We start from the raw sequence: 25,032 nt of genomic DNA on the forward strand, positions 1-25,032 counted from the left end.
CATCACTGAGCAAGCTCGCTTGCTTGCTCAGTGCTTCACCGAACAGATCGCTCGGCAATGACTGCCGAGCCACTGAATGACCGGTAGAGCCGGTCTCTAACCAGCCAGTCTCTAACCAGCCAGTGCAGCACCGGGTGTCGTGGAGTGCGCGTTCTGCGGGAAGTCGAAGGTGAGTACCAGCGGCTCTGATCCGGTGTTTTCGATCTCCACACCGCCGCTGTTCAGTGCAGCTTGGGTGATGAAACCGATTTCGGAATAGAGCTGACCGAGCACCATGTCTTGGTTGTACTGCACGCTCAGCTTCCCAACTCGACCGCTGCCACCATTGGTGTGGAACAGGGTTGGAGTCTCGGGGCAAAACTGAGTCTTTCCACCGGGCTGCACCGTCAACCGCAGGATCGAACACTTCTGGTCGCCCAGGAAGTCACCGTAGATAATCCATTTGGCATCCACGCCTTCGCCGGAAAACTCTTCGGAGGTGATCGCCGGACGTTTGTTATTCAGGACAAAGTCGGGATCTTGGTTGGCTTCGAAGTCAAACTTTTCCACCAAGTATTCCCAGTCTTCGTGCCGGTCTTTGGGAAAGTCTTCTTCACGGCAGGCATAGAACGCATCGGCTGCCCCGATCCGTCCGTCGAGCGTCAAGTCCTCGGCGAGGAAGTGCTCGTCCATGGTCACGTGCAATTCGTGCGTGCACAGGTCGGTTGGCGAGTGCAAAACACCGTTGGGCATCACGAAGCCATTATCGAGCTGCATCATGACGTGCGGCGACAAATGCCGAACGCCGTTGTATTCGCCCTTCCCAAAACTCTGCATGCATTCAAGAAACTGATCCTTGCTGACAAAGGGATACAGTCCCATCGCGGTGGTGTGATAGTGCGACGGACTGACTCCGGGATTGTCGAACGAGTTGATGTCATAGACTTCCCACTTTGACCAGTGAAGGTGGTGTGGAATTGGGTTCAGGTTATCAAACTTCTTCGAGACAATCGGCCAAGTGATGTGACCAAAGAGTTCTTTCGCGAACGCGGTGACCTTCTGACCCATCACTGCTTCCGGATTGGCGGTGATCAAATCTTGCAGCGAGATGACTTGGCCGCTGGGAGTCAGAACGTGTGATTCACCTTCACGAAACGGAGCTTTGTTGGTTCGCGTATCAACCACACCGGTGACAATCGGAACCGTGCAGCACATCCACAGCTCATCCAGTCCTGTCCCGTTCATGTAGTCCGGGTAATACGATTTCGCATCCAGTCGAAGGCGTTTTCCTGGCGTGCAAAAGGTACGGCCAGCGTAGCGGTGCAGCAACTGAAACACACCGTCATTCTGATTCAGGCAGTCGTCAAGAATCGAATCTGATCCTCCACTCGCTCCATCGATCACATCTTGTTGTGGGTACTCGTGCAGTTTATCCGCGAGAATTGACTGGGAAGAAGCCATGTGCAATGCGCCTCAAGGGGTCCAAGTGAGTGTGTCAAATCCAAAATTTGGACAGGTTCGGTCTTTTGATTTTGCTCAATCACGCCAAAGATGGAAAAACGGGGTCATCCGGCGTGATTGTGAGTCGTGAATTGTAGAAGAAACCTTGCTCAGAGGGAATGGAACGTCGAGTCGCAGCGGCGAATCAATTTCGTTTGTTTGGCGGGAAAATGTTCGTTCCCCGCACTGCAGTCAACTGGCGACCAATCCGGGGCGATCGGTTGTAGTAGAATAGCACCCCCTGCATCCCCATTCTCCCACCACGCTCGAGCGTCCCTGCTCCCGCCGCGTTTGCATTCAAAGGCTCATCGATGGTTTATCGCTTGATTCAGCTCTTGCTGCCTGTGCTCCTGATCAACTGCCCCACGTTGCTGGAAGCTAAAACCGTCAAGGTCTTCATCCTGTCGGGACAGTCCAACATGGAAGGCAAAGGCAACCCGGCTCACCTCGACACCTACAAAAATGACCCGCTGATCCAGCCATCCTACGCTTCGCTGAAGGACGGCCAGGGGTGGAAGCAGCGTGACGATGTTTGGATCACTTATCCCTCCAAGAGCTCTGGCGCCAAACATGGGCCGCTGAGCGTAGGCTATGGCACCAAAGGCGAAGACTCCATTGGGCCTGAATTCGGTTTTGGTCATGCGATCGGTGACGCGATTGATGAACCGATCCTGATCATCAAAGTCGCCTGGGGCGGCAGAAGCATTCACAAACCCTTTCGTCCGCCAAGCGCTTTGCCATCGGATGATGAACTCAAACAGATGGCGATCGATGCGAAACTAAAGTTTGATGCGCAAATGGAAAGCTACCAAGCCAAGCAGAAGGAGGGCAAGAAGGCCAGAAAACCGAAACCAGCTCCGACCTTTGCAGAACTTAAACAACAGTTTGGAGAGAGCTATCGACAACTGATCCAGCACACCAAGGAAGAGCTTGCGACCATCGACGAGAAGTTCCCGGCGCTGAAAGGTTACGAACCTGAAATCGCTGGATTTGTCTGGCACCAAGGCTTTAACGACAAGATTCGTGCCGAATACCGCGAGACCCAATACGCCGACTACACGAAATGGTTGGCAGCATTCATTCGCGATGTCCGCAAGGATCTTGAGGCACCACAGATGCCCTTCATCATTGGTGAACTCAGCACTGGCGGAATCCCAAGTCGCGGCGATTTTCAACTCGCGCAAGCCAACACCGCCAAGCTACCAGAATTCAAAGGCCGAGTGGTCTTTGTCCCAACGGCCGAGTACTACGACACCCGCGCTGACGAACTGTATCAACAGGGATTCTGGAAAGGCACTGAAGAACAGAAAGCTCAGTGGCAGGCAGTTGGCAACGATCGTCCCTATCACTACCTCGGTTCTGGAAAAACGTACTACCTGAAAGGCCGTGCGTTCGCTAACGCAGTGCTAGAAGTGATGGCCCACTAGCGCCATCTAACAGCACACAGCGCCATCAAACGCCGCGCGCACCTGATGAACACCCAGCCGAAACGCCACATTCTTCATGAGCCTTCAAGACGATGCACTTCCTCTTGCGAATCCTTCCACTGTGTTTGCTGTTTGTCCCAGCGGTCGCCCATGCTGAACTCCTGGCTGGCGCTGCTGTCGTTGACGTGACTCCGCAAACGTTTCCCGTGCTTGTCAACGGAGGCATGACCAGCAGGTCAATCAGCAAGGTCAGCTCGCGTTTGCACGCCCGCGGCTTGGCACTTTCCGATGGACAGACAACGCTGGTCATTGTCGTCGTTGACAGCTGCATGATGCCCCGACCACTGATCGACAAAGCCAAGCAACTGGCCTCTTTGAAAACCGGCATTCCGACAGATCGGATGCTGATCTCTGCCACACACACCCATAGCGCCGGATCTTGCATGGGCGCCCTTGGAACGGAGCCTGATCCAAACTATGTCCCGTTCCTGACGACCAGCTTGGCCGACACCATTGCCAAAGCAGCGGACAACTTGGCTCCCGCTCAAATCGGCTTTGCCAGGATTGATGCCGCCGAATTTACCGCCCTGCGTCGTTGGATCCGGCGTCCGGACCGCGTGGTCAATGATCCCTTTGGCAATCCGACAGTACGCGCCAACATGCACGCCGGAGCCAAACCTGACGATGTCACAGGAGAATCTGGCCCAGAGGATCCAGAACTGTCACTGATTTCCGTGCAGACTCCAGACGGCAAACCTATCGCGGTGCTGGCGAACTTCTCCATGCATTACTTTGCCGGGCAGTCCGGCATCAGCGCGGATTACTTTGGATTGTTTTGCGCTGGTCTGAAACAAAAGCTCGCGCCGCAATCTGACTTCGTCGGCATCATGTCACACGGGTGCAGCGGAGACATCTGGCGGCGAGATTACACGGATCCAGATTCGTGGACGCAACTGGCCACCGTTGATGACTACGCCAACGGACTCGTCGAACGGGCGATCAAAGCGTACCAAACCATCCAGCATCGCCGGGACGTTGACCTGGCGATGGCCGAACGACGAATGAAGTTGCGTTACCGAGTCCCCGATCAACAGCGTCTGGAATGGGCCAACCGAATCGTCTCTGAAATGGGTGACAGACCTCCCAAAACGCAAGAAGAGATCTATGCACGCGAACAACTGTTCTTGCACCAGCGGCAGGAAACCGAGGTCGTGGTACAGGCCTTGCGGGTCGGTGACATCGCTATCGCCACAACGCCCAATGAAACCTATGCCATCACGGGTCTGCGTCTTAAAGCAACAAGCCCGCTGGCCAACACGATGGTGATCGAACTGGCCAATGGAGGCGACGGCTACATTCCACCCCCAGAGCAATTCCCCTTGGGTGGTTACAACACCTGGCCAGCTCGTTCAGCAGGCCTGGAGGTTACGGCGGAACCCAAGATTGTCGAAGCTGGCATGGATTTGCTAGAACAGGTTTGCGATCAACCGCGTCGTGAACCACAACTTAGCCGCGGACCGGCCTCTAACGCGATCGCAGCATTGAATCCCGTTGCCTGGTATCGGCTGGATGAGTTTACTGGCCCGCGTGCAGTTGATTCCAGCGGACACCATCACGATGCCATCTACGAAGCAGGAGTCACTTGGTACCTGGCCGGTCCACACTCAAAGCGATTCTGCCTAAACGGGCAAACCAATCGTTCAGCCATGTTCGCCGGCGGGCGTTTACAAGCTCGCATGCCCCAAATCGCCGACCGCTATTCGATTTCATTGTGGTTTTGGAACGGCATGCCGATCGACGGTCGTGACGTCACCGGCTGGCTGTACTCACGCGGCCGCGACCATGGCGCATCTGCCTACTCGGAACACCTAGGCATTGGCGGCTCAAGCGGTAACCCTGGTCGCCTGATCTTTCAGTCCGGCGACAAACCCAATGACGTTGTTGCTGGAACGACAGTCATCCCACGTTGGAAATGGCAGCACGTTGTGTTCGTTCGGGAGGGAGCGTCCATCCGAATCTACCTCAACGGCAAACTGGAGCTTCAAGCAACAGCGGCCAATGAATTCCCCCAAGGCTTTGACCGGTTGTTTTTCGCAGGCAGTAGCTCCAATCGTGCAAACTGGGAGGGACGACTAGACGAGATCGCTTTGTTTGATCGTCCTCTCACGGCCAAAGAAATCAACACGTTAGCCCCCTCGCAAACAGAGGCTGATGTTCGCTAAACTCGATCCCTGGCGTCACTCTTCCCGGCAGAACTGCTGGGCGGTGCAGGGGTGCTCCTCGAGCCATTGCTGAAACGCTTGCTGTCGCCCATCATGCTGGATGAACCATGGTAAAACCGTCATCCCGCTTGGCAACGATCTTGATGGATACGGACCTTCCCACACCCTAAGATGATGAGCATGCCAAACGCGAGCAGATGGATGCGGCTGATTGTGAACGGAAAAGCAGCATCGGACCCTTTGTTACGTCCCGCGATTTCAGCAGTCCGCGACCTAGGACATCAAGTGGAAGTCCGCGTGACCTTCGAAAACGGTGACGCGGCGAGGTACGCCGGCGAAGCTGCCAGCGAGGGAGTGTAGGTCGTGGTTGCTGCTGGCGGTGACGGCACCATCAACGAAGTTGCTGGCGGACTCCTGGCGACAGGCATCTCAGGGAACACTGCCATGCGCGTCATTCCCTATGGGACCGCCAATGATTTTGCGACCGGAACAGGAGTGCTGAAAGGCGATCCACTCAAAGCGCTGCGTTTAGCGGCCACAGGTGCCGCCACACCGATCGATGTCGGCAAGGTGAATGAGCACATTTTTGTCAATGTCGCCAGCGGTGGCTTCGGTGCAGAAGTGACCGCCAACACACCACCCCAGTTAAAGAAAGCGATCGGTGGCGCAGCTTACTCGCTGATGGGGATCGTGACAGCTGCCAAAATGAGTCCCTACCAGTGCCGGTTCACTGCTCCCGATGGCACAACGGAGGACGGAACCGTGTTGATCATGGCTGTTGGCAACGGGCGACAAAGTGGCGGAGGGTACCAAGTCACGCCACATGCCTTGCTGAATGACGGCCTGCTGGATGTCGTTGTGATCCATGACGCAGAGATCACCCAACTGGGCACAGTGCTGGGCGAGCTGCTGGACTTGCAAGCCAAGTCCAATCAGTTTGTCTCGTACCGTCAGGTTGCCTCGCTGGAGCTTGAGTCAACAACACCGCTACAGTTAAACCTCGATGGCGAGCCTTATCGCGGGACGCGTTTTCACTTCACCGTGATGCCCGGCGCTCTTCCGTTTATCCTGGGACCGGACGCTCCACTGAAGACCAACTGATTGGACAACCCAAGGCACTGTTAGCGCCAATTTGAAATCAAGCTAAGCCGGTGGCTCGCTCTCGGGGCCTTCTTCAAACCCGATGAAGGCCACTTGCAGATCGGCAACGCCAGCGAGTGAACGTATCCATTCCCAGTACTCGCGATCCTGCTGCTTGGAATCACTTTCCAGCACGATGGCGCATTTGTTGTCCTGGACAACCCCCACCGTGATCATCGGGTCAGCACGCAGCAAGCGTAGCAATTCATCGCGATCAGAGATCTCGGATTCAAAGGTGATGACTAATCCGCTGGTTGGCATTTTTTGTAGCCACTGGTTGGATTGGATTTAGAATGATTGATCTCAACAGCCTGGCACCTGATGGTACCACAGATGGCTTTCGCGTGTCGCTCTCGGTGGCATTCCAGGGGACTAGCCAAGCCGCCGGGTTCCGGAAAAGCGGCTTGAGCTGCCCTCCTTTCTCTGGCTCGCATTGGGACAATGCCTTTCCGCGGTGCAAAGCAACGTAGAGCGCGTGCTTGCACCAATGATTTGAAAATCATCAGGTAAGCGACGGTAGGGCGTGTGATTGCACGCACCCTACGAATTCAATCCAGGTCCGAAGGAATCCCAATGGCCTCCAGAAAACCCGTTAGCGGCCAAAATGAAAAGCAGTTCCAAATGGTGCCAGAGTGCCAGTTAGGCGATCGTCAGCCAAACGCGACGTCCTGGCGGGACTAGTAGCGCACTCGAAAGTCGTTCTGTCCAGACACGTCCGTGCCTCGCATCAGATACACCGTTCGTTTGGACAAATCCAATGGTCCCGCCGGATCCGATGGCGTGGCCTCGCTGTGACGATACACTGACGATGTTGGCATGTATCGCAAAGTCATGCCACGGCGTGAATGATCAGACTGATTCGCTTCCGAGCCGTGATAGAGATACACATCATGAAGCGACATCTCGCCGGGTTGCAAGATAATATCCACGGCTTCTGATTCATCAAATGCCGCTTCATCGAGCTCCAGATTCAGAGCAATATTAGCCGCATCGCTGTGGTTGTGCTGAGCCAGTTGCCGGGATCGATGTGAACCGGGAATCACGCGCAAGCAACCGTTCTCAGGCGTCGACGCATCCAACGCAATCCACACGGTGCAGGTTGCCAAGGGTCTGATCGGCCAGTATTCACCGTCTTGATGCCAGGGAGTGCGCGTGCCAACTTTCGCCGGCTTGGCAAAGAAGCTGGAATTCCATAACGCGAAATCGCTGCCAATGACCTGTTCAACCATGTCTAACAGCTCAGGTCGCCGAGCAACATTCAAGAACCAAGGATCGAACGCCAACAGTGCAGAACAGTAATCATGATACTCCGGATGACGAGCGACCAACCGCGTGTGTGCATCACGAATCTCGTCCAGAGTCGCGTCATCAAAGCGGAACGAGGGCGTGACGTATCCGTCACGATGGTACTGTTCAATTTCAGAAGGGGTTAACATGAGCTTGCTTAAAGAGATCGAAATTTAACAGTGGCATAACACGGAGCAATCATCACTTCACCAGCAGACTTGGCAACCAAAGGCTGAATGCGGGAATGAACGTGATCAACAATAACGTGATTAAGAGCGGAATCAAAAACGGCACCGTGCCACGCGTCACCGTTTGAACAGAGCTACCGGTGACCGAACTAAGCACATACAGCACCAGCCCAACCGGAGGCGTCAAAAGCCCCAGGACCAAGTTAAGAATCATCACGATCCCCAGATGCAGCGGATCGATGCCAAACTCCAGCGCGGCCGGCATTAGCACCGGAACGGTGATCAACAGCCCCGCCACGGGCTCAAGAAACATTCCCGTCAGCAATAAAGCAACGTTGATCAGCAGCAGAAACACGATCGGGTTGTCAGTGAACTGGAGCATCGCCTCAGTCACCGCTTGCGGCCCCTGTTCCCGGGCAATCACCCAGCCGAACAGTCCCGCGGCGGCGACGATCAACATGATCGATCCCGTCGTGGATGTCGTCTTGACCAGCACGCCACGGAAGGCTTTGAAAGACAACGAGCGGTAACAGAGGCTTAGAATCAGCACCCAGATCACCGCTGCTGCCGCAGCTTCTGTGGGAGTAAAAATCCCGCCCAAAATTCCGCCCAGAATGATCACCGGTGTCAGCAGGACGGGCAGCGCTGACGTAATGGCTTTGGAAACGGGCATGTCTTGGCCGCCCGCTTCCTCGGGCACGGGATTCCTCTTGGCCTCTCGATAGACGAACAAACAAAGGATCGACGTGAGAACCAACGCGGGTAGCACGCCCGCGAAAAACAAAGCTCCTACCGAGACGCCCGCCGAGACCGCATAAACGATCGCAGGAATACTCGGTGGCATGATCGGACCGATCAACGATGACGCACCTGTCAGGCCGAGCGCAAACTTTTCGTCATAGCCGCGTTTCTTCATCGCCGGCACAAGCACAGATCCCAATCCAGCTGCATCAGCGATCGCAGCGCCGCTCATCCAAGAAAACGTCAGGCTACTGAACACGTTCACAAAGCCCAGGGCGCCGGGAATCTTCTTGAATAACGTCAGTAACATTCGAAACAGACGATCAGCAAGACCGCCAGCGTTACTGAGATAGCCAGTCATGATGAATAACGGCACCGCCAGCAGCGGGAACGAATCGACCGAACCGACCGTCTGCTGAAGCGCAACACCCATCGTAATGTCCGGCGACCAAACCACATAAACAAGGCACGGCGTCAGCATGCTAAACGCAACGGGCACGCGCAGGATCAAAAGCGCGAGCATCGCGATGACTAATCCACCAAGTATCATGCGCTCTGCTCCATTTCCAATTGAAACCCTTCTTCTTCCACATGGACGTCGCGGGGAATCGGTTTTCCCGTCACCCAAACTTGAAACAGATCCAACAGGTTATGCACTGCCATCAGCAGCAGCCCGATCATGCCCGCGCCGTACCAACAGCTTTTCGGCACACCCAGCCCCGGCGATCCCACTTTGCCAACGTACCAAACGAAGCGAGCACCGCCGATCATTAGCAACAAGCAAGCGGCAACCACCACCACATAACCCAGGCATTCAATGAACAGCTTTCCTCGTTCACCGACTCGTGACGAAACCATGTCCACTGCGATATGACGCCCCTCGGCCATGACGAATGCGGCCGAGATGAATGTCATCCAGATCAAGGCAAGCCTCGCGACCTCCTCGCTCCACTGAAACGGATCCGACAAGACATAACGAGCAAACACATGCGTCCCCATTGTGACCACGATCAGCAGCAAGAACAAACATGCGACCGTCTTTTCGCCCAGCACGATCCAGCGAGTCAACGTCGCCAGCCTGCTCGCCGGACCGGCGCCAGTTGGCTTAGCATTCGATTCTGATGGAGCGTCCGCTGCTAGCGACTCAACTCCAGTCTTATTCGTGTTCATTCATCATCCTCCTGCGATCGTTCTGCGGTGATGCGATTGTAGACATCGCTGAACGCAAAGCCTTTGGAAAAGTAATCTCGGCATCGTTGGCGGAACGCATCCACGTCGACGTCTTCGACAATCTGCATCGTTCCGTCCACTCGCCATTCGTCGATCAGCCGTTTTTCGTCCTTGATCAACCCAGCGTAAACCTCGTTCCCCAGTTCCTGGATGGATTCGAGTAGTGCTTTCTGCTGATCAGCTGTCAGGCGTTTCCACTTGCGTTCGTTGACTAGAATCTGCAACGACGACTGGATGTGACCGGTCAGATTCAGACACTCCTGGACTTCGTGAAAACCCATCGACTTGATCACTGGCACCGGGTTCTCTTGGCCGTCGGCAATCCCCTGCTGTAAAGCAAGATAGACTTCGCTAAATGAAATTGGCATGGGACTTGCGCCAAGCGCCTCGCCGGAAGCTTGAAAGATCCTTGCCGCGGGCGAGCGCAGTCGAAAACTCTTTAGATCATTCGGATGGCGAATGGGAACATTCGATGTCACATGCCGTGACCCATAAGCCCAGGTATCCAGCACGCGCACGTCATACTTTTTGCGTAGCGCCTCCCACTCAGGAGCCATTTCATCGCTTCGAGCGATTTCCAGCATGTGGTCAAGATCGCGAGAGACGAACGCGGCGTCCAGAACACCAATCGGTGGATGCCACATCCCCAGAAACGATGGACCTGAGATGACCAGGTCAATCTCTCCAGCGACCAACTGCTCAAGCAATTCAGATTCGCTGCCGAGCTGTGACGCTGGATAGACCGTGACATCAAGATGGTCAGTCTTCGCACGAAGCCGCTCGGACAGAAACTCTGTCCCATAGGTATGCGTGGGCGAGTTGACTTCATAAACATGGCCCATTCGCAACATCACCGTTTCGTCTCCGGCTTGTTGAGAATCACAGCCACAGAGCAACAAAATGGGAAGCAGCAACAGCGGGCATAGCCATCGATCAAGCAGAGAGTCATTTATCATTCACTAAAATCCACTTGCAAAAGGTCGCCACGATCAGAGGGGTTGGCATGTTGTCGGCGGTCCCTATTCCGTGCGGTGAAATGGTTCCACTTGCTTCACTGAATCGTTGGCCCGCCACAATCAACGTTGTTCCATACGATTCATCAAAGACCGCTCTGCAAAAGACGTGGCGAATCAGGCCCTGGATGAATCGAGGATCTTAGCATACTTCGAATGCATTCACATCGTGGGGTCTCTCTGGCCGACAAAGGATTAGAGCCAGAATTTTGTGGCTTGGAATGGACGGTTCAATCCCCCCGAAGGTCAACCAACGAAGGCACCGAGATCTCGGACTTGCCTCGAATCATTGAGCAAGCAACTTGAATGAAAGACTGCCACTGCTCGTCCGGCACCTTGCCCCACGGGGCGATGACGGGGATGCGAACAGTGTTTCGCCAACGCTCAGGCGATGATCTCTTTGACCACTCTGCCGTGCACATCGGTCAACCGAAAATCTCGACCGCTGTAGCGGTAGGTCAGTTTTTCGTGATCCAGACCCATCAGATGCAAGATGGTGGCGTGCAGGTCGTGAACATGCACTTTGTTTTCGACAGCAGCGAAACCGAATTCATCCGTTGCACCGTAAGCCATGCCCCCCTTGACGCCTCCACCGGCCAGCCACATGGAAAAACCATGATGGTTGTGATCGCGACCGTTACCGTTCTCGGCAACAGGCGTGCGACCGAATTCCCCCCCCCAGACAATCAGCGTGTCTTTCAGGAGATCGCGTTGTTTTAAGTCATTGATCAACGCGGCGATTGGCTGGTCTACATTTTTGGCTTTATCAGCGTGCGACTTGATGTTTCCATGATCGTCCCATGGTTGCCCGTTGCCGTAATAAACCTGCACCATCCGAACACCGCTTTCAACCAAACGTCGTGCAGCCAAGCAACCTTTGGCAAACTGTCCTGAGCCATAGGCATCGAGGGTTTGCTTGGTTTCTTTGCCCAGATCAAAAACACCCTGGGCCTCGGCCTGCATGCGAAATGCCATCTCCAACGATTCGATTCGGGCGTCCAAGCGGTTGTCTTGACCACCGCGTTGCTCCAAGTGAATCTGATTCATCTTGGTCAGCAAGTCTAACTGCTGACGCTGTGCCGCTTTGGTCAGATGCGAATTGCTAATGTGCTCAATGACCCGTTTGGGATCGACGTCTTTAGCGTGATTGATGTGGGTTCCTTGGAAGACCCCTGGCAGAAAACTGTTACTCCAGAGCTGCGGCCCGACCACCGGCTTGCCGGGGCAAAGCACCACAAACCCAGGCAAGTTTTGATTCTCCGTTCCCAAACCGTATAACAACCACGATCCCATGGCGGGGCGTGTCGGCTGCGTTTCACCACTGTTCATCATCAGCAATGACGGTTCATGGTTGGGAATATTGGTGTGCATTGATCGAATCACACAAAGATCATCAATGCACTCGCCGACTTTTGGAAAAAGATCACTGACCTCCAATCCTGACTCGCCGTAGCGTCGAAACTTGAACGGTGACATGAGCAGACCACCGGTCCTTCGCTCTGTCTTCAGGTCGGCCCCTGGTGGACGTTTGCCATTGTATTTTTCAAGTGCCGGTTTTGGATCAAACGTATCGACTTGCGACGGGCCACCATTCATAAAAAGGTGAATGATGTGTTTCGCGCGAGGCGCAAAATGAGTGGGTTTGGGATCAAGCACTCCAGCTGTCGATGCACCAAGCGTTTGGTCCTGGGCCAGAATGCCAGCCAAACCGAGTGACCCTAAACCAATCCCCATTCGCTGGAGGGATTCACGTCGATTCAAAGCGGGGTTGGGCTGAATGTATTGCATGGAAAGACTTTGCTTTAAGATTCGTCTAGGGAACTGATTTTCACAGAACGAGATTAATCGACATACATCAATTCGTTGCTACCGAGCAGCACTTGGGCATAGCTTTGCCAACGCGTCAATTTATCCTCGGCAGCTTTCTCACCGGCCAGGTAATCCAATCCCAGCTGCAGCTCAGGCTGACTTGGCGAACGACCGTAGGCCAACTGAAAGGCGCGTTCAATTCTGGACGAATCATCCGCTGGTGCTTCGGTGTGCAAACGTTCCGCGAACGCTTTCGCCCGGTTGATCATGAAGGGGCTATTGAGCACAAACAGCTGTTGCTGTGGGACCGTGGTCTCGGTTCGCTTCGAACTCGTGATGTTCGCGTCGGGAAAATCAAACAACCGTAACAGGCTGTCCAATTCGTGGCGACTGATCTTTGCATAAACGGTTCTTCGCACGTTATTGGCATCGCTTAACTTTGTCGACGGCCCCTCCATGGTTCGATCCAACTGGCCAGAGACATCCAGCACGGAATCTCGCCATGCTTCAACATCAAGACGTCGGCGATTGGCTCGCCAAAGGAATCGATTGTCTGCGTCAACTTCCCGATTTGTCGCGTTGCTATCGGCGGCAAGACGGTAGGTCGCAGAAAGCATGATCTCGCGGTGCAACTGCTTCACGGACCATCCATTTTCGATGAACCTGGATGCGAGGTAATCCAGCAGAGCAGGGTGGGTAGGTGCTTCACCGAGGTTTCCAAAGTTACTGGGCGTGCCAACGATCCCACGTCCAAAATGGTGCTGCCAAATCCGATTGACCATCACTCGTGCCGTCAGCGGGTTGTCGGGACTGGCAATGGCATTGGCCAGTTCAAGCCGCCCACTACCGGACGTGTACGATGAACGCTGCTCGCCGGCAAGAATTCTCAAGAACCGGCGCGGCGCGACTTCGCGCTGGCGAGCGGGGTTCCCGCGAACGAACACCTTCATGTCAGCAGGCCGACTCTCGGTGTAAGCGTGAGCAATGGGATACATGGATGGCGCCGAGCTTTTTGCTGTTTCGACGGCAGCCTTCAACGCAACCAACTGTTCCTTGGCAGGCCCCTCCAGAAACTTCTCTAGCTCCTTATCTGGCACAGCCAATGGTCCATCTTTTCCCAACACCAAATTCAACAGTGGCTGTCGTGTCGGTTTTTCGGTGTAGATGCAAAACTGCACGCTGGCTTGTTCACCACAGCCGCCTTGGTCAGAGCCGCTATTATCCAAGCCACCAACCGCTTCGAATCGATCGTAGCCCTCCGGTACATCAAACACGATGGTCGATTCCGCATGGACGCCGATCCCCTCTGGATACGCTTTTCCACCAACGCGAATGGGCTGACCTGAGTGGTTTGTGTTCACTCGGGGCTGACCACCTTCGTGCCGCTTCCACTTCAGTTCAGACAGCTTCAACTCACCTTTCTCTCCGATCAGCTTCGGTGAAATCCAATCGGCGTGGTCACAACTTTTGCCGTTCCCGCCATCGTTAACAACCAGATACAGTTCTTTTGCACCGCGAATGTCCGCCGCGATCTTCGCCGTTGGCCGAGCTTTGGTCACCGTCCGCGTGACAAAACGAGGACTGCCAGGCGTGTGAGGAAGCCCTTGACCGCTGGAGTTGCGATCAACCAAACCATCTCGCAGACGGATCTCAAGGTCAACAAGATCCTGAAATTGCTTGGCGAGGTCCTTTACTTGATCGAGGGACTTGGCATCCTTTTCCTTTGCCGGATCGAGGGTGAAGTCGTACCAAGGATCTAACGCGGAGACTTTCCCTTTCTGCTTGGGATCCAGAAAACCAACCCATCGGTTCAACAGGTACTCGTTCAGTGAACTGCTTTCAGCGATCTCCTTTTTCGCGTTGTTGTTTCCATCCGCTTGAGCGAGGCGAACGCGCCAAGCAGCGACCATGTAATCCGCGATTTGATCCACCCGCGTTTCCGCTTCAGCAACCTTTGCTTCGGCAAAGAACTTCTTGACGCCCTCCTCCGCTTGCTTGATGACTTTTTGACCCTCGTTGTAGTTCGCAATTTCTTCCTGCGAACAGAGCGGCGCGTTATGCAGCTTGGAGCTATTAAAGATGCCCGCGAGCGAATAGTAATCCTGCGTGGGAATCGGATCGAACTTATGGTCATGACAACGGGCACAAGACACCGTCAATCCCAAGAAACCACGCGTCAACGTGTCAACGCGATCGTCCAATTCGTCGGCCATCGCCTTCGCTTTATCGCTGTTCTTATAGTACTGTGCACCGAGCCCAAAGAAGCCAAGTGCAATCAAGTGGTCGTGATTGCCTTCAGCCCTGGGCCCCACCAAATCGCCGGCCACTTGCAACCTGACGAACTCGTTGTACGGCAGGTCAGAATTGAAGGCTCGAATGACCCAATCGCGATAACGATAGCCATTGGTGTTCGCTCGTACCGAGAACGTATGCGCTTGATCTTCGGCATAGCGTGCAACATCCAACCAGTAACGTCCCCAGCGTTCTCCATAATGCTCCGAATCAAGCAACCGATCCACCAAGGCTTCAAAAGCCAACGGCGAATCATCGTTCACAAATTTTTCAACCTCCTGAGGCGTCGGCGGCAAACCGATCAGGTCAAAGGTTGCTCGGCGAATCAAGACTCGCTTGCTGGCCGGACCAACAGGAGACAAACCAAGCTGTTCGAGCTTGGACAGCGTAAAGTAGTCGATCTTGCTGGTCGGCCAATCCTTGCGTTTCACGCTTGGCAAGGCAGCTCGCTGAACCGGTTGGAACGACCAGAACTTTCCCGCTTCGTCAAAGTCGATTGCTGTTTCAGGAACGGATGTGTCATCGCGTGGATCAGGCGCACCCATCTCAATCCACTTCTTAAAATCTTCGATCACCGCGTCCGGGAGCTTGCCCTTGGGCGGCATCTCAAAACCATCGTAGTTCAGAGCGTCAATCAACAAACTTTCATCGACATTGCCAGGCACAATCGCTGGTCCCGAATCACCACCCTGCTGGGCAGCCGCTTTGGAATCGAGCTTTAACCCGCCTTGGATATTCTTGGCCTGCAAAGAATGGCATTGATCGCAGTGTTCAACCAAAACGGGACGGATCCGAGTTTCAAAAAACTCGATCCCTTCTGCCGTAGGCGCATTGGTTTCATCGCCGATCACACAACAAGGAAACACAGCCCAGGTCAGCAAGATCCATGGAGTCACCCATCGAATCGGATTCATTTTAACGTTCGTATGAAGCATCCAACTGGTCGCCAGGTAGGAAGACAGAATTGTCAGGCAGGGCGGGGAAAGCAGTTGTCGCGTGGAATTGATTGGCGGCAACTCTTAGGGAGGGGCTCCTATTCTAACAACAATTTGAAGAATTCTCTGCACCAATTTTTCCCTCGCGAAATTCGGCAATTCTTTGCTCGTTTTCAACGCAATGCCGCCCGAAGACCGCGTCAGACACCACTCCCCCTGTAGCGGCGACGGCTCTGGGTCAGCAAGCAATCTGCCGGGCCATTCACCTGTCGCCCGCTGCACCAATGACGGCCAGTCCCTGTGAGTGCTAAGATCAGAAACTTCTCGTTGAGCTGAACCATCTACTGGACTGCGATGAATACTCAATTCTTCCTAACGATCTTAAGTGGCATTCTTGCCGTCAGTGCCGCGGTCGCAACGATCTTATTAAAGCGTTTACTCAACCGCCGGGACGCCACCCCAGCGGGACCGTCTGCAGATTCTAAAATCAATCCCTACGCGCCGCCGTCGACGCTAGAGAATCCGGCTAACACGGACACAGACGCCGCCTTCCCAACATCCAGTCCCCCTTTACGAAGCGTGCTACTCACTCCAGTGGCGACCGTCGTCATGGGAACCGGCGCTGGGATCGTCTCACGCTTGCTGCGACCCTATGCAAACGTCGATGGAGCACATTACGACGCGCTTGGGGCTTTGCTGATACTATTGGTCGGTTGCCTGATCCTGATCAGCCTGAACCGAGGGACCCCAGGCCCACTCGGCCACTGGCTTTACCAATTAGAAAATTTTGCGATGTGGTCTGGGTTTGCCTGTGGATGGTCGCTGATAAACGGTGCCTTCTGGGCAGACATGATCGCCGTCAGCCTCGCATGGTGCCTAGGCTGTGCAGTGTTCGGCAGTCTGGTTTTGCTGGCATTGCAATGGTTGCGGCGACGTCGACACTCGACTTGAAACGGGACAATGCCGTTCGATCGGATTGGTACCGCTTGAGGCATTCAGAGAACATGGCGAAATCAAAGCGCGTGCAAGCCCCGGGAAGTCCATCGCTCCGCTGAATGCACTTGCGGAAACCCTTCCCGATGATGATGCCTGCCACATTACAGGACGACAGTTCGAGCGGGATGTTCAGGCGTGCTGGTTCATCGAAGCCATGTGATTGTCTGGCAATTGCAGCAAGCACGTTTGGGAAGCTGGAATCCTGTGGCATGATGCGTCGCGCTCTGATAAGCTAACAGGCGATGAGTGGCTCCATTGAAGCCTCTCATTCCCGCCACTCCCTCACCCACCGCGCAAGGAACATCGATGTCACGTTCATGCGTTTTAATCTTCGTGGGACTTGTCGTCGGAAGCATGACCCTGCATGCGTCCCCGTTACCAGCCACGGAACCGCTTCACCAGCAAGTGGATGCGTTGATTGAATCCCATCCAGACTTTCGCGCCCCTGCGGCGGCGCGAACCGATGACGCTTCATTCCTACGGCGCATTCATCTGGATCTGGCTGGATCGATCCCCAGCGCCACTGAAGTCCGAGAGTTTCTCGCGGACCAATCGCCCGACAAACGCGCAAAACGGATCGACAAACTGCTGGAATCGCCGCAGTACGCACGGCGGATGCAGCATGTGTTCGACGTCATGCTGATGGAGCGTCGACCGAGCATTCACATCAAGGTGCAACCGTGGCAAGACTATCTGCGCGAGTCGTTTTTGCAGAACAAATCGTGGCTGGACCTGTCACAGGAGATCCTCGCTGCGGACGGAGTCGACGAACAAACGCGTCCTGCGGCGCGCTTCCTGCTGGATCGTGAACTCAAGATTGACAGCGTCACCCGTGACGTCGGTCGCCTCTTTCTGGGACGCGACCTGGAATGCGCTCAGTGTCATGACCATCCAGCAATCGACGATTACCTTCAACGTCACTATTACGGAATCGCAGCGTTCATCAACCGCAGTTACATCTTCAAGGACCCCAAAACAAAACAGTCTTTGATCGGCGAAAAAGCGGAAGGCGAAATTGAATTCACATCGGTTTTTACCGATGAAAAGGACGAAACTTCACCGAGGATCCTGGATGCGCCGCCGATCTCCGATCCGCCCAACGGCGATGAGCTCTACAAGATCAAACCGGAAAAGAATGTGCGATCGGTTCCGATCTACAGCCGTCGCTTACAGCTCGCAAAATCAATCACTGATCCGTCGAACCGGTCGTTTCGATTAAACATTGCCAATCGCATCTGGGCAATGATGATGGGTCGTGGGCTGGTAGAACCACTGGACATGTGGCATGAGGACAACCCACCGTCACACAACGAGCTTCTTGACCGGCTCGCTGATTCACTCTTGCAACATGACTATGACCTGAAATACCTGATCCGTGAACTGGCGTTATCCAAAACGTACCAGCGAAGCAGTCAGAGCCACCCACCGGTAAGTCTCGATCCCGGACAAACAACTGACTATTCGGTTGCAATTCTAAAACCTTTATCACCTGAGCAACTGGCCTGGTCGATGATGCAAGCCACCGGCTTGGTCGATCAACAAGTTGCAACACTGGTTGCCAAGCAAAGAAAGGCCGACGATCCCCAGCTTGCAGATGATCCGGTTTGGCAAGAAAACGCGCTCAACACGGCGCTGCGATCCAACACGGAAATCTTTGCCAAAGTCTTTGGCCACGAGGGCGTCCGGAATGATGGGTTCGATGCCTCGGCAGACCAAGCATTGTTCCTTCGCAACGGCGATTTACTGCAGCGTTGGGTCACGCTTAAGAATGGACTTTCAGATCGATTGACTGCTCTCGACAACGACCAAGTTGCCGAAGAATTCTACCTGTCGATCTTCTCTCGGTTGCCAACTGCCGAGGAAGCACAGCCCATCGCCGATCTGCTGGATCAGAGCAAGCAACGCAAAATCGATCTACAGCATTTGGTATGGGCCGGGCTGACGTCCAGCGCCTTTCGCTTTAACCACTGAACACTCAGGTTGCCGGAGAAAACTGATGCGAAGAGACGAGGACTGCAACAGGTTCGACCATCTGATCGCCCGCCGAAACCTCTTGATCGGGGCGGCGACAGGCGTGATTGGAATGGGGGTGCTGAGTCAAGCATCCAATGCTGCGCGTTTAGAGCAGAAACAAAAACGAATCTTGCAAATCTACCTGCAAGGCGGCGTGAGCCAGCTGGAATCCTGGGATCCCAAACCTGGCACCAAGTATGGCGGGCCGTTTCAAGCGATTCCAACCTCGGTCCCCGGAATCCATGTCTCAGAGCTCTTGCCACACACGGCAAAACGCATGCATTTGCTCTCAATCGTCAGAAGCATCAATTCGAAAATTGGTGATCATCGCCAGGGCATGCTGTTCATGGAAAAGGGACGACGAGCGGGTGAGTATCCGTACTTTGGCTCCGTTGCGTCTCGGTACCTTGCGCCAGCTGACAGCGAATTGCCTGGCTACATTCATATCACCAAGCGTGGCATCAACGATTCGACCGCAGCGTTCCTGGGCGCCAGACACGGTCAATTGAAAATACTAGGCGTTCAGCCTCCAGAGAACCTTGATGCTCCACCGGCAATCGACGCGTCCGCGGACCTGGCAAGAGAACAACTGCGTGTTCAGTTCAACCAACGGTTTTCCCAGCAACGCTCGCGAGCACTGACCGACGTGTACAACAGCTCCTACGAGCAGGCCGCCAAACTGATGCACCGCAAGGGAATGTTTGAGGGACAAGAATCCGAACGGGATCTTGATCGCTACGGTCGTCATGATTTTGGGCGCCACTGCTTGCTTGCTCGAAGCTTGTTGGAAAACGGCGCGACGTGTGTCAAAGTCACGCACCATGGCTACGACACCCATGCAGAGAACTTCAACTTCCACCTGGAGCAGCTTGGTGAATTCGATAAAACCTTTTCAATGCTGCTGGACGACATTCACGACCGAGGCATGCTCGACAGCACGTTGATCATGGTTTATTCCGAAATGGGACGCACACCCAAAATCAACACAAAGTACGGCCGCGACCACTGGGGCACTGCTTGGTCGATGGCGATGGGCGGTTGCGGGATTCAGCCAGGAGCGATTGTTGGCAAGACCAGCCAAGACGGAACCAAAGTCACCGATCGAGAAGTCGACGCCGGACATTTGTTCCATACCTATCTATCGGCGCTGGGACTCGATTCGACCGAGGACCATGACTTTCCAGGACGATCCATTCCGATTGCCGATCCGGCCGCCGACCCAATCGAGGAGTTGCTGTCATGAACCGAAGTGCAACCATCGACCCGGCAAACATTCACCAAGTCAATGAATTCAAACATCCGAATCCACTGACCACGCTCAAAGCCGATCCCACCGGACGCTTCGTCGCCGCCGGTGCTCAAGACTTGGACATCCAGTTATGGAATTTGAACGACGGTCATTTGGAAACGCTTACCGGACACAAAAGCTGGGTCCGATCGATCGATTTTTCAGCAGACGGAAGCCGCATGTACACCGCATGCTGGGCAGGAACAGTCAAGATCTGGGACCTCGCAGGCCCGAGTCCTGAACTGATTCGTTCGCTGCAAACGCATCAAGGCTCGACACGCTGTGTTCGAGTCAGCCCGGACGGGAAAGCAATCGCCACCTGTGGCAACGATCTGTTGGTCAAAGTCTGGGATATCGAAAGCGGCCAACGGAGACAACAATTTGATGGCCACCAGCGGCACGTCTACGGTGTCGACTTTCACCCCGACGGAGAACATCTGGTCTCACAAGACTTAATGGGTGTCTCATTTGTTTGGAATCTCAAGACGAATCAGCAACAAAGGACGATCGATGCCAGCATGATGACGGGCTACGACAAAAAGTTTGCCGCCGACATGGGAGGCGCTCGAGACCTTCGCTTCAATGCCGATGGGACTCAGTGGGCCAGTGCCGGGATCACGAAAGTCGTCAACTCTTTTGCCGGTATTCAAGATCCAATCATTGTGGTGTTTGACTGGGAAACGGGCCAAGCCACTCGGCAACTAAAAGCCGCTGATAAATTCAAAGGAGTCGCATGGGGAGTGCAATTTCACCCCCAAGGATTCATCATCGGCGCGGGAGCCGAAAAATCCGGCAAAGGCGAACTCTGGTTCTACAATGTGGAACAGGACGAAGCCTTTCACACGTTCGCCATGAAGAGTGCCGCCCGCGGATTGGATCTTGTCGGCAAGGACCGCCTAGCCGTCGCACATGCTGATGGTGCCATGCGCTTGTATCAAATGACCGAACCGGCAAGCAGTGACTCGGACGAGGAAAAACCGACCGAGACCGCCAAGGCTGAACAGAAAGAAAAGCAGTGAGAACCGTTTGAGCCAGCCCGTCGTGGCAGCAGCCACTCCATTGAACGGTGATCGGTTATTGCCAACCGTTTTGCAACCATTCAAAGCGGTTGCTGCAAAGCCGGCAAGGCGATGAAGAACTTGATGATCAACGCATTGAGCAAGTCAATGAAGAACGCTCCCACCAGCGGGACCACAAGAAAGGCTTTGAACGAGGGTCCGTACTTCGCGGTGACGGCGTTCATATTGGCAATCGCGACCGGCGTTGCCCCCATTCCCAGTCCGCAAAAACCAGCAGCAATCACTGCGGCGTCGTAGTCCTTGCCCATGACCCGAAAAATGATGAAGACGGCGAACAGCGTGATCACCAGGACTTGCACGTTCAAAATCACAAAGATCATGCCGAAGGAACTGGAGATCGATGCCAAGTCCATGCTCATCAGGCTCATCGCTAAAAACAGCTGAAGCGCAATGTCGCCCACGTGACCGTAGTCACCTTCGCAGAGCGGCTTGCCCCGTTTATCAGCAAGATTCGTCACGACAATGCCGATGAGCATTGCGGTCAGAAAACCGGGCAGCTTGATATTGTTCGAGAACAGCCAGCGATTGACCAGCTCACCAAGCGAGAGGCAGATCGCAAGCACAAACAGCACGCCAAAGGAACGCCGCATCGATAGCGGCTCCTCAACGTGCTCTTGATCCTCGTCGGTGACACTCTCTTTTGCAGCGGACGAAAGGTTGTTCTTTTTCACCAACAGTTCAGCAACCGGGCCGCCGATGATCCCTCCGGCGACCAAACCAAAGGTTGCAAATGCAATTCCAATGACTTGCGCGTTTTGCAATCCCGCAGCAGCGGCCTCCTGGCCCCAGGCAATCGCCGTCCCATGGCCACCGGCCAACGAAACACTGCCAGCAAAGAGCCCATAGGCGGGCCGCGCCCCAAAAGCAGAGGCCATCAGGACTCCGGTCACGTTCTGAATGACCAGGAACACAGCGGCACAAGCCACCATGATGCAAAGTGCCTTGCCGCCTGATCGAAGCCGCGAGAACTTCGCGGAAATTCCAATGGTGGTAAAAAAGACCATCAGCAACGTGTCGCGAATCGCCATGTCGAAGCTGATCTTCGGACCACCTGCGGCGCCAATCATCGCCACGATGATGCTGCAGAGCAATCCGCCAGTCACCGCAACGGGAATGCTGTACTTGGTCAACAAACTAACGCGCTGCGTCATCTGTTGCCCGACCCACAGAACCAAGATTGCCAGAATGACAATGTCAGAACCTTTGACGATGATCTCTTGCACGTTTAAATCCTACCTTGGCTCCTACTTTAACCCGTGACCGCCAACAACGACACCAGTCAACCTCAGGGTATACAGGATCCTGCAACGAACAACCCATTGCGTCACCACGATCGAGAGATCTGATTGACGCGTTGGTCGGTATCACGCCTCGACATCCCTTGGCCTTCAGCTCAATCAAGGTTGCCCGCCGGTGCACACCTTGCGAAGCACGTCATTCACAGGCCCAAGGTTTTCAGTGCCGGTCGCTCCGTTGCCCCTTGCAGGTTCTTGATCGTCTGCCGAACAACGTTGGCCTTGTCGCGGCTCAGATTCTTGGGGAAGTCCGTTTCCTCATGCTCGAAATAATTCGCCGTCGCCTCAAGCTGAGGAATCACCCGCTGGGCATGCGCACCGTAGCTCTCAAGCATCTTCATGACCTGCACGATGCGTTTCTGGCTGCCGTGCTTCTTTTGTGTTCGTGCGTAGTCGGCCAACAGCTCGATGCCCTCGTCAATCCGATGCTGCGCGAACAGCTTTAAGCCGGCATTTTGAATGCCATCGGCGAACATGATCCCGCTGGGAGCAGGTTCGACAATCGCCTTGTGGATTGACGGAAGAAGCGGCTGCAGTTCATCGAAACGAAGGTTGTCATAAACGGAACTGAAACTCCCTCGCGCACGACCATCTTCATTCAAAAGTCCAGCTCGCACGGCGTGAAGCAACAACTGACGATCAACACCATCAAGCGAGCGGCCAAGCAATCCGCCCCGTGTATTAAACAGAGCAAAGGACAGGTAACGCTGTTCCATGTTGCGAGGATCTTGCGGCGATGCGCTGCGAGCCAAACGCTGCAGCATGATCGGAATCGCTGGCTTCGCAGGCTGTCCGATTCCGGCAAGCGCGTCTGCGGCTAAGACGCGAAGCCATAGATCGTCGGCTTGCAAGGTCTTGACCAAGGCTGGAACCGCCGCAACACCTCGTCCCCGTTGCAGCTGCAGCGCCTGACATGCACCATAGCGAGAAGACAGGTCTGGCGATTCAAGCAAGGCCACTAGCGACTCGGACACGTCCTCTTTTCGACGCCCCAGAGCTTCGGCCGCCCGTTGACGAACGGTTGGAGACCAATTGGACAAGCGTTCCAACAGTTGCACGGTGGTCAGTGAATCGTAGAAACGATTGCGATCATTATTGCTCCAGCCGCGACCATCAGCGACCAGAGACCATGCGGTGTCGGAGTCGACTTCAGCAATCACTGGCTTTCCCTTACCGGTCAGGTAAAGCTGCTCTCTGGGAGTCGCGTAGGCCAACAAGAAGGCTCCCGTACAGTCCCAGCCCCGATAGCTGTCCGGCCGTGATTGCGGAGGACCTTGATGAATGAACGTGCCGTCCCAGCGACGTGCCAGATCAAAGTACCAACCGCCATACTCATTCATCCACGCCCCCGTCGCATGATGACCAGACCGCGCGATGCCAGGCATCGCCCACAGCAGATTGAAAAAGTTCCCGGTGTGCCCGCAGTCGCGTTCCGGCCCATGACAGGCGACGCTCATGCGCGAGAAATATTCAGCGTGTTCGGCTTCACCAAGCAAGTCAAACAACACTGCAGCCATGCCGTTTTTCCCATTGTCATCATGGGTTTGAATCCAGGGATGATGGTCGCCATAAGGAATCGCACCTTTACCGGAATAGAACCGCAACAGCTTGGCGCTCTTTTCAATGGCATCGGCGACCTCTGGATCATTGATGCCAGCCTTGCGAGCCATCACAAGGCCAATGGTCAGTGGAAGGCCCGGTGCATTCATCATCCCATAACCACCAAGTCGCCCGTCGCTCTGTACAAACCGATGCCCCCAGGAGCCGACATCACTTTGACCAAGAGCCGCCTCCATTGACAACCGCCGCAAGCCAGGCAGCACCGATTCATCACCCGTTGCCATCACGTATTCTGAAAGAAACAGGATGACATAACCGTAGTGCCAAGTCTTGTAACCGCTGGTGGTGAACTTCGAGGCCCACTCGGCTTCCCGCTTGATCAGCGGCAGGTGTTGCTTTTGGCCACTGGCTAGTAAAGCCAACGCGTTAAGCGATCGAGTGATTGGAACAGCACGATAGGATGGACTGGCCACACGATCGGCCAACGACGCCACGCCAAGCTCAAGAACACGCTCCGATTTCGGGCAATCCCAAGGAGCCGTTGCGCTGTAACTTCCCAGCACAGGAATCTTCAACAACACGTTCTCGGTGTTTCCATCACGCCAACGAAGGAGGCTGAGCTGTCCTTGCCCAGCTTTGGTTTCAGCTTCCGATATCGCTTTGCCAAAACGAACACGGGGGTCGCCTTCAAATTCTTTTCCACTGAGACCAAGGATCACATCGCCGACGCGCAGAACTCCATCGGCCGGAGACCCCGAGTCGACTTTCGTGATGCGGATTTGCCGGGCCGCACTTGTCTCCAGTCGGTGACTGTAGATCCAACCGCGAGCACCGGTTGGGCCTAAGTTCCAATCGTGGGAAAAGCCAGACGGGATGCTGTCGCCTTGCGTAAAGTCGGGTTGATCCGCGTCGGGTCCTCCGCCAGCAGCCGAAACACTGTCGGCAAATGCGAGGCATGTGAAAAGCCAAACGACGGCCAAAGCGCGATGGAGAGATTTGTAATGAAGAGTCATGAATCAAACATTTCAAGATGGAGGT

General features: G+C 54.7%; 18 protein-coding genes. 8 read left to right on the forward strand and 10 right to left on the reverse strand.

Annotated elements, in window-relative coordinates; genetic code table 11:
- Positions 1–111: 111 nt before the first annotated feature.
- A complete protein-coding gene (locus SV7mr_RS23940) occupies positions 112–1,440 on the reverse strand; it encodes a hypothetical protein (RefSeq protein ID WP_145277428.1) in 1,329 nt (442 codons plus the stop codon).
- A 350-nt stretch (positions 1,441–1,790) separates the two neighbouring features.
- Between SV7mr_RS23940 and SV7mr_RS23945 the strand changes: the two genes are divergently transcribed.
- The 4 genes from SV7mr_RS23945 to SV7mr_RS23955 all read left to right on the forward strand — a co-directional run bounded on the left by SV7mr_RS23945 (position 1,791) and on the right by SV7mr_RS23955 (position 6,229).
- Positions 1,791–2,906 (forward strand): sialate O-acetylesterase, encoded by a 1,116-nt coding sequence (locus SV7mr_RS23945; protein WP_145277430.1) that lies wholly within the window; start codon positions 1,791–1,793, stop codon positions 2,904–2,906.
- Positions 2,907–2,998: 92 nt separating this feature from the next.
- A complete protein-coding gene (locus tag SV7mr_RS23950) occupies positions 2,999–5,128 on the forward strand; it encodes a LamG-like jellyroll fold domain-containing protein (RefSeq protein ID WP_145277432.1) in 2,130 nt (709 codons plus the stop codon).
- A gap of 201 nt (positions 5,129–5,329) precedes the next feature.
- Positions 5,330–5,488 carry a hypothetical protein gene (locus SV7mr_RS25835; RefSeq protein ID WP_419187859.1) on the forward strand — a complete coding sequence of 53 codons (159 nt, stop codon included), beginning with the start codon at positions 5,330–5,332 and terminating at the stop codon, positions 5,486–5,488.
- A 3-nt stretch (positions 5,489–5,491) separates the two neighbouring features.
- Positions 5,492–6,229, forward strand: a complete 738-nt coding sequence (locus SV7mr_RS23955) for a YegS/Rv2252/BmrU family lipid kinase (protein WP_145277434.1) — start codon at positions 5,492–5,494, stop codon at positions 6,227–6,229.
- 42 nt (positions 6,230–6,271) lie between these two features.
- Here SV7mr_RS23955 and SV7mr_RS23960 read toward each other — a convergent pair whose 3' ends face one another.
- From SV7mr_RS23960 to SV7mr_RS23990, 7 genes are all read right to left on the reverse strand, one after another.
- Positions 6,272–6,529, reverse strand: coding sequence for a hypothetical protein (locus SV7mr_RS23960; protein WP_145277436.1), 258 nt, complete (start codon positions 6,527–6,529; stop codon positions 6,272–6,274).
- Between the two features lie 416 nt (positions 6,530–6,945).
- Positions 6,946–7,704 carry a phytanoyl-CoA dioxygenase family protein gene (locus SV7mr_RS23965; RefSeq protein ID WP_145277438.1) on the reverse strand — a complete coding sequence of 253 codons (759 nt, stop codon included), beginning with the start codon at positions 7,702–7,704 and terminating at the stop codon, positions 6,946–6,948.
- A 52-nt stretch (positions 7,705–7,756) separates the two neighbouring features.
- Positions 7,757–9,034, reverse strand: a complete 1,278-nt coding sequence (locus tag SV7mr_RS23970) for a TRAP transporter large permease (RefSeq protein WP_145277440.1) — start codon at positions 9,032–9,034, stop codon at positions 7,757–7,759.
- Positions 9,031–9,654, reverse strand: a complete 624-nt coding sequence (locus SV7mr_RS23975) for a TRAP transporter small permease (RefSeq protein WP_145277442.1) — start codon at positions 9,652–9,654, stop codon at positions 9,031–9,033. Before SV7mr_RS23975 ends, SV7mr_RS23970 begins: the two co-directional genes overlap by 4 nt.
- Positions 9,651–10,670, reverse strand: coding sequence for a DctP family TRAP transporter solute-binding subunit (locus SV7mr_RS23980; RefSeq protein ID WP_145277444.1), 1,020 nt, complete (start codon positions 10,668–10,670; stop codon positions 9,651–9,653). The genes SV7mr_RS23975 and SV7mr_RS23980 overlap by 4 nt, the downstream gene beginning before the upstream one ends.
- A gap of 441 nt (positions 10,671–11,111) precedes the next feature.
- Complete coding sequence (locus tag SV7mr_RS23985; RefSeq protein WP_145277446.1) at positions 11,112–12,515, reverse strand: DUF1501 domain-containing protein; 1,404 nt, start codon at positions 12,513–12,515, stop codon at positions 11,112–11,114.
- Positions 12,516–12,568: 53 nt separating this feature from the next.
- Positions 12,569–15,742, reverse strand: coding sequence for a DUF1553 domain-containing protein (locus SV7mr_RS23990; RefSeq protein WP_419187860.1), 3,174 nt, complete (start codon positions 15,740–15,742; stop codon positions 12,569–12,571).
- A gap of 375 nt (positions 15,743–16,117) precedes the next feature.
- Between SV7mr_RS23990 and SV7mr_RS23995 the strand changes: the two genes are divergently transcribed.
- From SV7mr_RS23995 to SV7mr_RS24010, 4 genes are all read left to right on the forward strand, one after another.
- The gene (locus tag SV7mr_RS23995; RefSeq protein WP_145277450.1) at positions 16,118–16,714 is read left to right on the forward strand and encodes a hypothetical protein; all 597 of its coding nucleotides are present in this window, start codon (positions 16,118–16,120) and stop codon (positions 16,712–16,714) included.
- 351 nt (positions 16,715–17,065) lie between these two features.
- Complete coding sequence (locus SV7mr_RS24000) at positions 17,066–18,730, forward strand: DUF1549 domain-containing protein (protein ID WP_145277452.1); 1,665 nt, start codon at positions 17,066–17,068, stop codon at positions 18,728–18,730.
- 25 nt (positions 18,731–18,755) lie between these two features.
- Positions 18,756–20,015 (forward strand): DUF1501 domain-containing protein, encoded by a 1,260-nt coding sequence (locus SV7mr_RS24005; protein WP_145277454.1) that lies wholly within the window; start codon positions 18,756–18,758, stop codon positions 20,013–20,015.
- On the forward strand, positions 20,012–21,079 hold the full coding sequence (locus SV7mr_RS24010; protein WP_145277456.1) for a WD40 repeat domain-containing protein: 1,068 nt from the start codon (positions 20,012–20,014) through the stop codon (positions 21,077–21,079). Before SV7mr_RS24005 ends, SV7mr_RS24010 begins: the two co-directional genes overlap by 4 nt.
- 80 nt (positions 21,080–21,159) lie before the next feature.
- On the opposite strand, the gene gltS is transcribed toward SV7mr_RS24010, so the two are convergent.
- Positions 21,160–22,362, reverse strand: a complete 1,203-nt coding sequence (gene gltS / locus SV7mr_RS24015) for a sodium/glutamate symporter (RefSeq protein ID WP_419187861.1) — start codon at positions 22,360–22,362, stop codon at positions 21,160–21,162.
- 215 nt (positions 22,363–22,577) lie between these two features.
- Positions 22,578–25,007: a DUF6288 domain-containing protein gene (locus tag SV7mr_RS24020; protein ID WP_145277458.1), complete on the reverse strand. Its 2,430-nt coding sequence runs from the start codon at positions 25,005–25,007 to the stop codon at positions 22,578–22,580.
- Positions 25,008–25,032: the final 25 nt, after the last annotated feature.

Origin of the sequence: Stieleria bergensis (assembly GCA_007745635.1) — a bacterium.
Lineage (GTDB): Bacteria > Planctomycetota > Planctomycetia > Pirellulales > Pirellulaceae > Stieleria > Stieleria bergensis.